Genomic DNA, 14,491 nt, shown 5'->3' on the forward strand with positions numbered 1-14,491 from the left:
CGCTGCTTCTAACTTAAATTCTGCGCTAAATAGTCGTCTTGTATGTTTTGTCATAATGTCACCTGTTAACTTATGAGGTGATGATATCACCTCTAACTAAGTGACCAAATTCACTATGCCACTACATCTCGACCTCTCACCGACGAGGAGCTGAAAGAAGTCAACCGTATCGGTGATCAGGTAAGAATGCTGCAAGAGACTCTCAAATATTGGTTGCAAATTTGCCGAGACGAGCTAGTGGCCATTGCACGTAACATCTAGTTCAGAACGGTCAATTAGGTCGGTCGAAATAAAAATGGGTTGTGGCATCTGAAACACTACATATTCAAGCATTCAAGAGGGACTGCCAACGCGTGGCGGCTTTAGTGCAAGTGTTTACAGTGGGTTTTTGAGTTCGGCGGTGCGTTGTTAAACACCGCTGTAGCTTCAAGTAGGAAGAGAATATAACAATCTAGAGTTACGGATGTGATGAAAATTACCATTTTCTGTATTCACGCTCTTTTTGAACTGAGTCGCTAAAAACGTTAGCAATACGTTAAAAGCTGTCTATATTTTTCCAGTCTGCTAGAATCGCGTTGTTTATATTTTAGCCTTTAATTTTACACACTTATCGAGGTTTTACATGGAGCTTGGATTAATCATCGTTTTTATCGTGGCTGCAGCGGTCATGGTTAAGAAAGAGATGTCAGAAAATAAGAAATAGACTCACACATTGATAACTTTTCTACCCCTTTTTAAATGAATGTGTCTCAAAGCCAGTATTAAACTGGCTTTGTTATTTCTACGATTTTTGGTTCCAAACCAGTTCTCCTCGTCTATTTTCCATCCCGTCAGAGATACCACAACGATGATAAATAAGGCATACTCGTTATTGCATACTCACTGCAATTTCACCAAAGGATGTCCATTTTGCAAAGTCCAATTACCTTAGAAGCGCTTCATATTTTAGATGCGATTGATAGACGAGGCAGCTTTGCTGCGGCGGCAAATGAGCTAAGCCGTGCACCATCATCGCTGAGTTATCAGATCCAAAAATTGGAACAAGATTTAGATATCACTATTTTTGACCGTTCAGGGCATAAAGCGACGTTTACTGAAGCCGGCTTGCTCATTCTTGAGCGGGGTAGAGCCATTTTATCGGCGACAGAAAAATTGGTGAATGACGCAACCTTGTTAGCGAATGGTTGGGAACTGGATTTGACGGTCGCATTTGACGGTATTATCCCTATTCATAATTTTTTCCCAATGGTTGAAGCGTTAGGTAATGTCAGTAAAACACGAATCCGTCTTCAAGAAGAAATTTTAGCGGGGTGTTGGGAGTCACTTTCAACCGATCGAGCCGATTTGCTGATTTGCCCACGTATCGATACGTTACCACAAGATGTAAAAGCAGAAACCATAGGAACTATGTCAATGGTTTGGGTAGCGGCCAGCTCGCATTACGTGCACAAACGAAGCGGTGCATTTGATGAAGAAGCAAGGCAAAAGTATCGAGTGATTGCGATTGCCGATACCGCGCGTGACCAGCCTGCAATGAGCGTGAATATTTTGCAAAAACAACCGCGTCTGACGGTAACTAATTTCAGCGCAAAATGTGCCGCGTTAGTGGAAGGGTTAGGTATTGGCACATTACCGAAACAGATAGCAGAGCCACTGATCGCCTCAGGTAAACTGAAAGCAATCAGCGGATCTGAAGAAAAATCGATGCAGATCATTATGGCATGGCGGCGTAATAAAATGGGCGAAGCAAAGTCGTGGTGTGTGCAATACCTCAAGAAAAACTGGGTGCTAAGTTAAAATTTTGGGCGGATCGCAGTGATCAAATCTGATCGCTACGGCTTTATTCTGGTTTATTTAAGATCAAAACCATATCTGCCGTCCCATCTTCGAAATGCACTTCAATCTCAAAACCTAATTTTTGCGCTAGCGTCAACATGCCTCGGTTGGTTGGCATGGTCATGCCGGAAATTTGTAAGGTTCCTTTCAAGCGACAATAGTCGATGATTTTTTGCAGCAAGATTTTACCCAAACCTTTTCCTTTTAAATCAGAACGGATCAAGATGGCGAACTCAGCATCGCTATTCTCAGGGTTAATGAGTGCTCGTGAAACGCCAATAATACTCTCTTGATCATTGGTATGATCCACTGCGACAAAAGCCATTTCTCGGTCGTAGTCAATTTGAGTAAAATTGGCTAAGGCTTCATGGTTAAACTCACCGACATCCGAAAAAAAGCGTTTGTACAAATCTTCTTTTGATACGTTACGGATAAACTCTGCATGATGCGGCTCATCTTCGGGCAAGATTGGGCGTAAGGTAATGGCCGAGTTGTCCTTTAGGATCACATTTTCTTCAAACTCACTTGGATAGGGGCGGATAGCTAATCTACTTTGTCCGTCGCCTTGGTAATCTTTTAGGACTAAGTTGGCATCCAATATGGTGAATTGATTGCCATTGGCTAAAACCGGGTGAATATCTAATTCATCTATTTGTGGACATTCAATAATCATCTGCGAGATACGAACTAAAAACTCAGATAACCCATCAATATTCATTGGCTCTGGTAGTTTTTGCAGCCGAATTTTCCCGCTGCGTATTGCTCTGACAATCAGATAACGAGCGAGCGTCATATTCAGTGGGGGTAGCGCGGCAGCGGCATCGATTGATTCATCCCATTCTGAACCACCTTGTCCCAGTAAAATGACCGGGCCAAAGGTTGTGTCAGTAATCACTTTGATCCTGAGCTCTTCGCCGCCAGCGAGCTTTGCCATTGCCTGAACCAATAACCCATGAATATTAGCGGAAGGATACGAGATCTGCGTGCGATCCAATATCGCTTGCGCTGCGCTTGCCACTTCGTGGCGGTTGCGTAGATTGAGCATCACTCCTTGCACATCTGATTTATGCGCAATATCGGGCGAACGCAATTTCACCACGACTGGGTAACCAATTTGCTCGGCAATATGTACCGCTTCACTGGCATCAGAAGCTATCCAAGTTGGTAATACATTAAAATTAAAATATTTAAATAACTTACCTATTTGGTGTGTATCAAGGTGACGGGTAGGGTGTATGCCTAGTTGCTCGGCTATCCATTGCTGCGCGCTGTGTATTTCTGATACATGGACGGGTTCTGCGGTTGTCGGCGTTTCCATTAGTTGTTTTTGATTTCGACGGTACTCGACTAAGTGCATGAATGCCACCACTGCACTTTCTGGCGTTCGATAGGTTGGGATGCCCGCTTGGGTAAATATTTGTCGAGCCGGGCGCGCGGTAAGTTCTCCTGACCAATTGGTTAGGATGTTAAAACGTTTATGGCGAGGGTGCGCTTTAATGGCATCGACCACCGCTTGAGCGGTTTGCTCAGACTGCGCAATCGCAGATGGGCTGTGCATAATGAGAATGGCATCGGTTTTATCACTATCTAGCAGCACATTTAGTGTATTAACGTAGCGAGTATGATCCGCATCACCCACCATATCGACCGGATTACTGTGAGACCAACTTTTAGGCAGGCACTGATTTAGTTTTTGATAAGTAGACTCTTCAAGATCGGCCAGTTTTCCGCCTAGATCCAGCAAGGTATCGACGGCCATAATAGCTGGCCCGCCACCATTGGTAATAATAGCAAGGCGTTCACCTCGCAATGGAACGGAGTGAGTGAGTGTTTCAACAGCGGCAAAGAGTTCATGGGTATTATTCACCCGTAACATACCCGTGCGTTGAATTGCGGAGTCATAAATAATGTCGAGTGTATTGTCTCCACCAGTATGTGCTTGCGCCGCTTTACGTCCAGCAAGCGTTCTTCCTCCTTTTAATACTAAGATTCGCCGGTTACGTGACGCGGCACGCGCTGCCGACATAAAACGGCGAGCATCCTTAATCGTATCAACATAAAGCAAAATGGCTTGGGTGTGTTTATCCGTGCTCAGGCAATCAAGCAAGTCAGAGAAATCGATGTCGCTGGCATTACCAAGAGAAATAAATGCTGAAAATCCGATCTCTTTGTCATTTGCCCAATCTAAAATCGTGGTACAAACCGCTGCAGATTGTGAAATAAAGGCAATGTTACCTTTTAAGGCTGTGACAGGAGAAAACGAAGCGTTGAAATTTAACCAAGGTAGGATCAGCCCTAAGCTATTGGGGCCCAAAATGCGCATTCCTGCCGATTTTGCAATTCTAGAACATTGGGCTTGGATTTCGACTCCTTGAGCATCTTCAGTATACATATCAGATGAAAGTACGATGACGGAGCTGATGCCTTTATCTGCCAATTGCTTAAATAAGGTGACGTTGCGTGTTGCGTGCGTGCATAAAATCGCAATATCAGGGACGATAGGCAGAGATTCGATACTTTTGTAGGCCAATACGCCACAGACGGATGGATAATAAGGCGTGACAGGCATAATCGCACCATCGAAGCCTCCTTGAAGTAGGTTCTTCATCACGATATTGCCAGCACGAAGCGAGCGTACTGATGCACCAACAACCGCGATCGATTTTGGTTTCAGGAATGGATTTAAATTGTTCATGTTGATGAACCTTTCACTCACGAATTACCGTTAGCTTAGCGAACAAATGCTATCCTTGTTCACTATATTGGTTTGATTGTGATCATTACGTCGTGAGACAACTGCGACTTTGTGCCATAAATCACAGTACAAGGGTATATAATCACAAAGCGAGCTTGATTCTGAGCGTCGCTATCGGCATGATTTATAGTAATTTCTACTTAAGGCGTTGAACAATTCATGAAAAAAATCACAATTGTCGGTTTATCAGTGCTTCTGGCTGCCTGTGCATCTGATACATACATTACCGATGTCACCTCTGAAAGCCATCGTGAAGAGTACAAAGTTGCTCCGGTTCAGCAACCAGTAGTCGCTCAAGAAGGCATGGCTACTGGAATTTCTGAGAGCAATGTCGAAACGAATGTGGTGAAGATGTCTCCTAACGATACAGAGAAAAAAGTCGTTAAGATGAGCCCTCAAAGCAAAGCCGCAGTAGCGCTCATTCCACCGACAGCTAAACAGACAGCAATGAATCCGCGTTTTGGCTACACCATTCAGGTCGTTGCTGTTGGATCACAGAATAAAGTTGATCAGTTTGCCAGTAAACTGCCCAATTCTGACGGCCAACCTATTTGGGAAAATTATAAAGTAGTGAATGGAACCAAGTGGTACACCGTACTTTATGGTGACTACGCAACTCGTGCCGATGCTGTTGAAGCAATTAAAACACTGCCAACCGAGTTTCAAGCAATGAAACCTTTTGCCAAAAGTATTGATACCATCAAAAATTCGGAATTTCCGACACTCAATAAGTTAAACTGATTCTGGATTTTATCGCGAATAAATGATCAAAGGGGCTTATGCCCCTTTATTGCTTATAACTTAGCCTGTTACAACAGTAAAAAGGTTTTCCTTGGCTAAAACCGTGTAACTTCACACTGAATTGATTATCATGATTTATAGTTTATTCGTCAGCAGCATGGACAGATTTTAATGACTCAAACAACAATCCTATTATTATGTGGTGGCGGTTCGTCAGAACATGAAGTTTCACTTGTGTCAGCCAACTATTTACAAGCACAACTTGAAAAAACAGAAGGTTTTCAAGTTATTCGCGTCGAAATGCGACCCGATGGTTGGTACAGTGAAAAGGGCGATCTGAGTTTCTTAGACACGAATGCTGCAACGTTGAATACCAATGGTGTTGCCGTCAATATCGATTTTGTGGTTCCTTGCATTCATGGTTATCCAGGGGAAACGGGCGACATTCAATCGATGCTCGAGCTGGCTGGCATCCCATATTTAGGTTGTGGTCCAGAAGCCAGTGCTAACAGTTTTAATAAAATTACATCTAAGCTTTGGTACGATGCGCTGGGTATTCCTAATACACCTTATCTTTTTCTTTCAGAAAATAATGCACAAGCGCATCAGCAGTGTAAGCAAGCTCTGGAAAAATGGGGAAGTGTGTTTATTAAAGCGGCGAGACAAGGCTCATCTGTTGGTTGTTACAAAGTCACCGAGGTTTCACAGCTCAACAGCGCAATCGATGCGGCTTTTAGCTACTCGGAACAAGTTCTGGTTGAAAAAGCAGTGAAACCTAGGGAATTAGAAGTTGCCGCTTATCAGCTTGATGGTGTTTTATATCTTTCTAAGCCGGGTGAGATCATCGCACCAGAAGACGCATTTTATACTTATGAAGAAAAATACAGTGCGACTAGCCATTCGATGACTGAAGTGCAAGCTCAGAATTTAACCAGAGATCAATTAGAAATGATAAGTGATTATGCTGCTAGGGTTTTTACCCACATGAAGCTTAGGCACCTTGCACGTATTGATTTCTTTTTAACCCCAGAGGGAAACATTTATCTTAATGAAGTTAACACCTTCCCAGGCATGACTCCCATTTCAATGTTTCCTAAAATGTTAGAGCATAATGGGCATAGGTTTCATGAATTTCTAGCCAATTGCGTGACAACGTCACTCAATCAAAAGGTTTAATGACCTTAAATTTCATCTGTTCACTTTCTGCAATGTCGAGCTTACCAATGTATTGAGCTGGCATTGCAGGGCTTAACCATCGTCCAAATTGCTGAATATCTTGAGTTTTATAACCTTGTTTAGCCAGTTCTTGAGCCGCACCAACACGAGTTGATTGGCCTGAAAACCTCAATTCAAATATGCCTAAACGTTGCCCTGCATGACGTAAGATACGGAAAATAGACGCATCATTTAAAGATCTATTTGAAATATTGCCATGGCGATCGATTGAACAAAACACAATGTTCGACTCTTTATTGAGTAATTGTAGCCACTTTTTAAGTGCAAGAGAGGCCGATTCAGAAAGATAATAATCGACATTTCCCACGATGATCTTCATTTGCCCATCCACAGTTAAGACTTGGCCTGTACTTAGTTTTTTAAGCTCACTTCGTTTCAAAGCACACTCAAACATCACATAATAGATGGCAAGATCGCGGATATCCTTTTTGTGAGGTGAATGAATAAGTTGTATATCTAGTGCCAATAAATGTTTTTTCGTTAACGGTGTCGCTTGCTTAGCATCATCACCTTTCTCTCCTTTAAGACGAAACAAAGAAAGTTGAGTGAGTCGGTTTTGCGTGGGGTCTTTCATCGAAAGTAGGTGATGGATGATACCAATGGTGACCATGTAACGCCTGATAGTCGCGTATTTTCTCACACGAGCTTCCGTTTCGATAAATTGCCTAACAGCTGTTGTTGAGCCAGGAAGAGGAGTAACACATCTTATTTTGCAAAATGTAACAAAATGATTCCAATCTTTAGTCATGGCCAAAGCGGAGTTCTTCGAATATTGCCAATGTGTCAAATGTTGAAATTGTTCAAAGCAAACTGTGTCGGAAAATTCGGTAACCTTTTGTTTTAAAATCATAGGATCTGTGATGAGAGGGATGTTTTTTTTCATCTTGATGCACTATAACAATATGGTTTATCGATAAATATACTTGATAACGGTGAAGATACAATTATTATTTAACTAACCTATAATTAAAAAGACCAATAACATATGGCTATAGCGACGTATCGAGGATTTACCCTTACATCTGCGCCTAACTCTACAGATATATGGCAAGTTAAGATCAAAAACCATGTTTTGACTGGTAACCTTGCGGCAGTTAAAAAAAGCATAGACTGGTGGTGTGATACTGCCTCTATCATTGATCCTAGAGAGTTCAGTGCGGTAGGTAAGAAGAGAGAAGCTCCAAATGGTAAACAAGAGCAATTTGGCGGCTTTACACTGAAGAATGATACAGGTGAGCTCAATGGGTGGTATTGCTTTTTCAATGGTCGCTTAATCAAAGGTTCAAAAGTGGCTATTCAAAAACATATCGAAGCTTATTTGCTTGCAAAACAGAAAGCAGAACAATTAAAGAAGTAAATGATTTATGACACTTGTATATTCTACGGATTTAGGCCGTATCAAAGCTGAGCCTGAAGTTATAGAACGCCCTAAAGGAGATGGAGTGGTTAGAATCCATCGTCAAACAAAAGGGCGAAAAGGGAAAGGCGTGAGTATCGTGACCGGCTTGGATTTAGATAATACAGCACTAAAGCTATTCGCGGCAGAACTCAAGAAAAGTTGTGGGTGTGGCGGCTCAGTAAAAGATGGTGAAATAGAAATCCAGGGTGATGCTCGAGACAAAATTAAAGCTTATTTAGAAAAGAAAGGTTTCATAGTTAAACTAGCCGGAAATTAACGTATTAATAACTAGAATGAAATCTTCGATTATCAGACTAGTTATTAGGTATTTTATGGTAAATACTGATTATGTTTAATGGCTACATCCCTAGAAAGCGCATAAAGGCATGGCGCTTTCATTTTGTTATTATTTATTTAACATAATATATATAATGCGCACTGTAACGCTGCTTCTTTAGGCGTGCTAATCGCTAACGCCAATGCTCCGCAACCCATTGATATTGTTCTTAATCCTAGCCCGTTGTGCTTTTTTGCTATGTGTTCCCATAGCTGTTTTATTCTTGGGTTTTCGTTCCTGTCTGCATGACATCCGAGCAATGCCAGCTCTGGGTCAATTCCTGCTTGTTCCGCTAAAAAAACTGCTTCTTCATCAGATATATAGCGTGCACCTCTGCGCATTTCACCGATTCTCTGTCTTGGTAGGTTCAAGTCGTGCGCAATCTGCTTGTCTTGTATGTAGTTTTTAGCCTTTTTATAGGCATCTAACAGCTGACTTTGATACATGGCAAATCCTCCCTTTAAATCAATCTTAGCTTAATAAGCATGTTTTTTCGTGCTTAACGCGCGCGAATAATTGTGCCTACAATCCTCTCAATTCGTGATTTGAATCTCTCTAAGACTAACCACATCGCTTATGCGTTCCGGACATTCGCCGAGAGATTCACCTATTTGACTGCCTTGGGCGCTTGCTCTTGACGCTCTCGCCCTTGGTGGTCAATCCCTCAATCAGTCAAGGTGGTTGTTATGTATGCTCTCAATTTAGAAAACTCGGTAATTATCGATACCGAAACCACGGGCCTAGACTCTGACGCTCGTATCTGTGAAATTTCAATCATCGACGCTCTTTCCGGTTCCGTTCTCTACACGAGTCTCGTTAATCCTCTTTGCTCTATCCCTGATGTTGCTCATCAAATACATGGCATTAGCAATTCGCTTGTCGCTGATGAGCCATCTTTTGATGTTGTTTGGAATGAAATCAAGTCTATTTTGTTCGGCAAAAAAGTCATCGCTTATAACTTTGACTTTGATTGCCGCATGGTAGCTCAGTCACTTTCTGACTTTGATTATCCGCTTCAGAATCTTTCTTATTTTCTTCTTCATGACGGCACTAACTGCGCAATGACTTGGTACGCTGATTTTTGGCGTCATCCTGACACTGCTAATGGCGGTTACCGCTGGCAATCTCTAACCAATGCTTGCAATCAGCAAGGTGTTGACGTTTCAGACCTTAGCGCTCACCGCGCCTTAGCTGACTGCGAAATGACACGCCGCCTTATTCATGCTGTTAACGCAAAAATTGAGGCTCGTTAATCATGGCAATTTTAGTTAAGAAAGCTAAGTTATCAAACTCAATGAATCCGTTTGTGATTATTCAGTTAACTTCAAATCACTTTCTTTCTTCAAACGGCTCTTATGGCTCCAATCGTTTTGCTATCACTCCATGTCGCCTTAACGCCGTTAAGCTTCCTCTTGTTACTGCTAACTCTGTTTTGCATCAAGTTAAGCGTGAATTTCCTCTAGCTCAAATTTCATACGAGGTTTGCTAGTTATGAGCATGGAGCATTTATACACGCCAGCTCTTGAGCCTGTTCGCCATTTCTCCGAACCACGCTTGCCGATTGAGCCTAAGCGTTTCGTATCTGATCCTAAATTTATTTCCAAACCTCGCCTTTCGTCTTTTGCCCAGTTCATGGAGGATTTCAAACTTCCTAAGCGTTACGACCTTTCAAAAATCAACACGCTTACCAACTGGCGCGAGGACTTGTACCGCTCTACTTTTCGTCACGGTGATTTTAGTCGCCACATGACGCGCTCATTTTTAGATACCTGTGACAACAAATCGTTCAATGAGGCCATGATTCAAGTTCAAGCCGCCAATGACCGACTACTGATTAACGGCCACAGCGCGGCCATGTCTGACGATGAAATAAAAGATTTGGCATCCGCTAAATCTCGCGCATTTAAAAAGCAAATTCTTTCTTTGCCTGAGCCTGAGCAATTCGCCAAGGCTTGCCAACTTTTGGCCTCTCTGGGCCTTTCGTTCCGTGATGAATTAATCAAAGAAAAGGGGAAAAAAAGGTGAACTTTTTTCTTTGGTTAATCGCGTTTGTGATGAGATTTTCTTGCGTAGACAGTTGCGCAAAAAATACGCATACATCGTTGAGCAGGTCGCTCGTGACTTGTCGCTTGTGCAACGTGCTAAGCAAGTCTATTGCTCTGACTTTTCCGTCATGCGCCAACGCGAGCGAAACATATCAAACCAAATCGCGCTTGAGAACACGGTCGCTTATGACCCTAACGATTTAGAAAACTGGTTCACGATTGCTGTGATCCGCCCCAGCAGTTTTGGACACTGAGTTAAGTGAGTACAATCACTAACGAGGTGAACAATGACAACTAAGAAAACTAGAATTAAACATTCCCCTGAATTTAAAGCAGAAGCCCTGAAGTTAGCAGATAAAGTGGGAGTAGCTGCGACAGCAAGACAGCTTTCTTTACACGAATCTCAAATCTACGGGTGGCGGAAGAACTCGAAGAAAGACACCAGTACTAGTCAGCGAGAGCAAGAGCTAACCGCAGAGGTTGCCAAGCTCAAAAGGCAGTTGGCTGAGCAAGCTGAAGAGCTAGAAATTGTAAAAAAGGCCGCCACCTACTTCGCGAAGAATCTAAAGTAGATTGCTACGAGTTTATGCTCGAACACCTGCTGTGCTTCAGTATAGTGCGTATGGCTAAGGTGTTCGGGATTTCCCGAAGTGGGTTTTATTACTGGATTAAGCATCGGCACAACGCCATCCAACGTGAGGCTATTCGCCAACAGCTTGATACAAAAGTTAAAGAAGCTTTCGACAACAGCAAAGGCCGAGATGGCTCAAGGCGTATCCAAAAAGAACTGTCTGAGAACGGTGAACGCTACAATGTTAAAACCATTGCTGCCAGTATGAAGCGTCAAGATTTAACGCAGAAAGCTGCACGCAAGTTTAAGTGCACTACGGACAGCAAGCATCAAATGCCTGTTGCTCCAAACCTGTTGGCTCAGAATTTTAGCGCATCTGCTCCGAATGAAAAATGGGCTGGAGACATCACCTATATAGCGACAAGCGAAGGCTGGCTGTACTTGGCGGTAATTATTGACCTTTACTCAAGACAAGTAATTGGATGGTCTATGGATACCAGAATGACGGCTACGCTGGTCTGTGATGCGCTATCAATGGCGTTGTTCCGTCGCGGATTCCCCGAGCAGGTTATCGTTCATAGTGATCGAGGTAGTCAGTACTGCTCAAAAGATTATCGTTCATAGTGATCGAGGTAGTCAGTACTGCTCAAAAGATTATCGAGATCTCATAACTGCTTATAATCTAAAACAAAGTATGAGTAGGAAAGGAAATTGCTGGGATAATGCTTGTGTTGAGAGCTTCTTCCATTCTATGAAAGTTGAAGCAATCCAAAATGAGCCGATTATGACGAGAGACCAGATGCGCCACACGATCTTCGAGTACATAGAGGTTGATTATAATCGGACGAGAAGGCACAGTGCTCTTGGGTATCTAAGCCCAGTTAACTTTGAACAGCAAAATGTCGCTTAATGAAGTGTCCAGTCTAGCTGGAGCAGATCACTTCCCGCATAACACCGTAATCACAAAAACCAACGCATAATAAAAATGCCATGCGTTGGCTGTCCCTCTTGAAGCGTTTGTTAGCATTATCTAGCCTAATTCGGATAACTCTTGTAGAAGCGACTCCAATTTACGCTCTTCTTCTTGAATTTTATTTTGGTATTTCCTGACTTTGTTATCCTTGCCACTTCCCTTTGCTTCTTGTAAATCTAAGTTATATTCGGCAATTTTATCTTTAGTTTCTTTAATTTCGTCAGCTAAATCTTGCTTAAGTTTTGTGTCACTACAATTGGACTTGGCTTCCGCTAGGGCAACTTTTAGTCCTTCTATCTTTTTTTGATTATTAGCTAACTGAGCACTTTCTATTTGCTGCTCAATCTCACAATACTTTCTTTCACACCCAGAAAAACCTGAACAGTTCAATGAAGCAAAACTATAAAATGACAATATAGACAGTACAACACCGGAAGCTTTCAACATTAAATTTACATTTGCTCTTTTCATTAACACAACTAACTTTAAATAATTTTACAAGGGATAATTAAACTACAAAATGGTGAATTGTCACACAACTATTATACGCGATGATTGATTTCTACCATTTGAATATGACTATTTAAGTCCTCAGAATGCTAACGCCGCATTAAGGTGTGAGCAACGCTATCACGAAACTAAACCATACCACCGTAAACGCCAAACCCAACGATGGAATAAAAAACGCCAAGCGTTGGGAATCACTCTTAAATGCTTTGTTAGCTTTTTTGAGGTGCTAAGTTCAACTTACTAACTATTACAGAAATAAAAATTATCATGTGTAGTGTCCCTACTAAAGACATTGCTATAGCAACAATTCTATCTGCATCATTTCCTGGAGATAGATCACCATACCCAACTGAAGTTAGTGAAATTATACAGTAATAAAAATATTTAAATGCTGGGATGTACTTTCCTGTATTTAAGAATGAGTTCATACCTAGTAATATGGTGGAAAACAATACCCCTACTATGACCAACATCGTAATATAAATAGTCGGAACCATAATCATGTCTAATCTATGGCTATAGCTAAGCTTGTTTTGTATAAAATAAAATGTAGATATGTAATATGCCCCCACTATGAGTGAGGCAAGAAGTGAATATATTTCCTTATCATCAATACAACCTAATAGTACTATCGCTCCCATAGCTAGTAATACAGGTAAAACAAAGCAGACTACACAAATAAATTTGGCGGAATAAGCTCAAAAGTAACAGCTTCAACATAATCAAATTTATCATATTCTTCCCAGAAATTTTGATTTTCTTCATTTAGTACAGGCTCGATATCCACTCTTAAACCAATTTCTGCCAACTCTATATTATTAGAAATTGACATGAATGCTTTACATGCAGCTGTCGGAGTCGAAAATACACTGGTCTTTTTCTCTAGAAGAATAACTTGTTGTTCTCTATCCCATAGCCAGACCATTGGTGGATAATCATCTACACTATATTCATTAAATTCCAAGTCGTGACCATTAATACTCTTTGCTTTTGCAACCATACCACCCATAACGCCACTATCTTTACCTTCAATTAATATTTTTATTGAGTAAAGGATCTCGCCACTTTCGTTTTCAGGTGGATTATTAACAGCATAAGAAAGAGCATTCTCAAAGGCATATATGTCCTTGGACATATTCTGATGAATAAATAATTGTGGTTCTGCTGCTACAAGAGAAACACGTAATGCATAAAAATTCATTCTTACTCACTCAAAAAAATAAACCATCAAGAAGATTACACTATAACTAATTGATTAACATGCATATCAGTCACAATAAATGCCTAACGCCCGCCTAAGGGGCTGGCAACGCATACCACTAAACTCAATCACAACAACCGCGGCTCATTGGGACTGGAAACGCCACGCGTTGACAGTCCCTCTTGAGGCGTTTGTTATGTGGCCAGCCACTCTCGCGATAAAACGGACATTTGGACTTTGTCCATGAATCGGCCATTGCGATAGCCCGATTCTCTTTTGATACCTTCGTGCTGATAACCTGCATTTTCATACGCTTTGATTACCGCTACGTTGTCACAATATGCGGTCAATTCTATTCGATGTAAGCCAAGCTCTCGGAATCTATAATTAGTGACTAAACGCGTGACTTCTGTTCCTAGCCCCTTGCCCCAAAATGCTTTATCACCAATGAGGATAAAATACTCACCACTTCGGTTAAGTGAGCTAATCCCCGAAATACCAGCATAACCAATCAGTTTTTGGCTTTCTTTACACTCGATACCAAAAGAAATCGTCTTTGAACTTGAGTTAATTTCCGACAGCCACTTAGCGATATCTGAGCGAGATTGTGGATAGGCATAAGCTGATAGGCTGAATTGTGTCACTTCCCTATCACCAGACCACCGATAAAAGTATTCAGCATCCTCAACTTCAAGTGAGCGAAGCCTGATTTTTAATGGTTCTATGAACATAGTTCCGTCTTATTTTCTCTGAGGACACATAACGCCCGCTTAAGGGGCAGCCAACGCTACTACTAAGCTTCCGCATAACACCGTAATCACAAAAACCAACGCATGGCAAAAATGCCGCGCGTTGGCTGTCCCTCTTGAAGCGTTTGTTAGCATAAT

At 41.8% G+C, this 14,491-nt stretch carries 16 protein-coding genes and 1 pseudogene; 10 read left to right on the forward strand and 7 right to left on the reverse strand.

Going from position 1 to position 14,491, the window contains the following annotated elements; translation table 11 throughout:
- The first annotated feature begins 909 nt into the window (after window positions 1-909).
- Entirely contained in the window at window positions 910-1,797 is an 888-nt protein-coding gene (locus tag AACQ79_RS08095) for a LysR family transcriptional regulator (RefSeq protein WP_064626157.1), read from the forward strand.
- A gap of 43 nt (window positions 1,798-1,840) precedes the next feature.
- On the opposite strand, the gene AACQ79_RS08100 is transcribed toward AACQ79_RS08095, so the two are convergent.
- Complete coding sequence (locus tag AACQ79_RS08100) at window positions 1,841-4,531, reverse strand: bifunctional acetate--CoA ligase family protein/GNAT family N-acetyltransferase (protein WP_096036992.1); 2,691 nt, start codon at window positions 4,529-4,531, stop codon at window positions 1,841-1,843.
- A 219-nt stretch (window positions 4,532-4,750) separates the two neighbouring features.
- Between AACQ79_RS08100 and AACQ79_RS08105 the strand changes: the two genes are divergently transcribed.
- A complete protein-coding gene (locus AACQ79_RS08105; RefSeq protein ID WP_013867790.1) occupies window positions 4,751-5,332 on the forward strand; it encodes an SPOR domain-containing protein in 582 nt (193 codons plus the stop codon).
- Between the two features lie 171 nt (window positions 5,333-5,503).
- Entirely contained in the window at window positions 5,504-6,508 is a 1,005-nt protein-coding gene (locus AACQ79_RS08110) for a D-alanine--D-alanine ligase (protein WP_170899800.1), read from the forward strand.
- Here the strand turns inward: AACQ79_RS08110 and AACQ79_RS08115 are convergent.
- Window positions 6,492-7,451, reverse strand: a complete 960-nt coding sequence (locus AACQ79_RS08115) for a tyrosine-type recombinase/integrase (RefSeq protein ID WP_096036994.1) — start codon at window positions 7,449-7,451, stop codon at window positions 6,492-6,494. The genes AACQ79_RS08110 and AACQ79_RS08115 overlap by 17 nt on opposite strands.
- A 102-nt stretch (window positions 7,452-7,553) precedes the next feature.
- Here AACQ79_RS08115 and AACQ79_RS08120 point away from each other — a divergent pair, with 102 nt between their 5' ends.
- Both AACQ79_RS08120 and yciH read left to right on the forward strand, forming a co-directional pair.
- A complete protein-coding gene (locus AACQ79_RS08120; RefSeq protein ID WP_013867787.1) occupies window positions 7,554-7,925 on the forward strand; it encodes a DUF3319 domain-containing protein in 372 nt (123 codons plus the stop codon).
- A gap of 7 nt (window positions 7,926-7,932) precedes the next feature.
- Complete coding sequence (yciH, locus tag AACQ79_RS08125; protein WP_064626153.1) at window positions 7,933-8,244, forward strand: stress response translation initiation inhibitor YciH; 312 nt, start codon at window positions 7,933-7,935, stop codon at window positions 8,242-8,244.
- Between the two features lie 137 nt (window positions 8,245-8,381).
- On the opposite strand, the gene AACQ79_RS08130 is transcribed toward yciH, so the two are convergent.
- A complete protein-coding gene (locus tag AACQ79_RS08130; RefSeq protein ID WP_170899801.1) occupies window positions 8,382-8,750 on the reverse strand; it encodes a DUF3693 domain-containing protein in 369 nt (122 codons plus the stop codon).
- Window positions 8,751-8,990: 240 nt separating this feature from the next.
- On the opposite strand from AACQ79_RS08130, the gene AACQ79_RS08135 reads away from it, so the two are divergent.
- The 5 genes and pseudogenes from AACQ79_RS08135 to AACQ79_RS08155 all read left to right on the forward strand — a co-directional run bounded on the left by AACQ79_RS08135 (window position 8,991) and on the right by AACQ79_RS08155 (window position 11,830).
- Window positions 8,991-9,557 (forward strand): 3'-5' exonuclease, encoded by a 567-nt coding sequence (locus tag AACQ79_RS08135; protein ID WP_170899802.1) that lies wholly within the window; start codon window positions 8,991-8,993, stop codon window positions 9,555-9,557.
- A gap of 2 nt (window positions 9,558-9,559) precedes the next feature.
- Window positions 9,560-9,793, forward strand: a complete 234-nt coding sequence (locus AACQ79_RS08140) for a hypothetical protein (RefSeq protein ID WP_013867777.1) — start codon at window positions 9,560-9,562, stop codon at window positions 9,791-9,793.
- A gap of 2 nt (window positions 9,794-9,795) precedes the next feature.
- A complete protein-coding gene (locus tag AACQ79_RS08145; protein WP_170899803.1) occupies window positions 9,796-10,329 on the forward strand; it encodes a hypothetical protein in 534 nt (177 codons plus the stop codon).
- Between the two features lie 40 nt (window positions 10,330-10,369).
- The gene (locus tag AACQ79_RS08150) at window positions 10,370-10,603 is read left to right on the forward strand and encodes a hypothetical protein (protein WP_170899804.1); all 234 of its coding nucleotides are present in this window, start codon (window positions 10,370-10,372) and stop codon (window positions 10,601-10,603) included.
- A gap of 33 nt (window positions 10,604-10,636) precedes the next feature.
- Window positions 10,637-11,830: pseudogene (locus AACQ79_RS08155) on the forward strand (IS3 family transposase).
- Window positions 11,831-11,950: 120 nt separating this feature from the next.
- Here the strand turns inward: AACQ79_RS08155 and AACQ79_RS08160 are convergent.
- The 4 genes from AACQ79_RS08160 to AACQ79_RS08170 form a co-directional block, all read right to left on the reverse strand.
- Window positions 11,951-12,364: a DUF1090 domain-containing protein gene (locus AACQ79_RS08160; protein ID WP_228209534.1), complete on the reverse strand. Its 414-nt coding sequence runs from the start codon at window positions 12,362-12,364 to the stop codon at window positions 11,951-11,953.
- A gap of 248 nt (window positions 12,365-12,612) precedes the next feature.
- Window positions 12,613-13,044 carry a potassium channel family protein gene (locus AACQ79_RS18365; RefSeq protein ID WP_422824463.1) on the reverse strand — a complete coding sequence of 144 codons (432 nt, stop codon included), beginning with the start codon at window positions 13,042-13,044 and terminating at the stop codon, window positions 12,613-12,615.
- Between the two features lie 29 nt (window positions 13,045-13,073).
- Window positions 13,074-13,604, reverse strand: coding sequence for a hypothetical protein (locus AACQ79_RS08165; RefSeq protein ID WP_019281421.1), 531 nt, complete (start codon window positions 13,602-13,604; stop codon window positions 13,074-13,076).
- A gap of 194 nt (window positions 13,605-13,798) precedes the next feature.
- Window positions 13,799-14,335, reverse strand: coding sequence for a GNAT family N-acetyltransferase (locus AACQ79_RS08170; protein ID WP_170899805.1), 537 nt, complete (start codon window positions 14,333-14,335; stop codon window positions 13,799-13,801).
- Between the last annotated feature and the right edge of the window lie 156 nt (window positions 14,336-14,491).

The sequence above is a fragment of the Vibrio sp. 3-2(1) genome (assembly GCF_963887575.1).
GTDB lineage: Bacteria > Pseudomonadota > Gammaproteobacteria > Enterobacterales > Vibrionaceae > Vibrio > Vibrio anguillarum.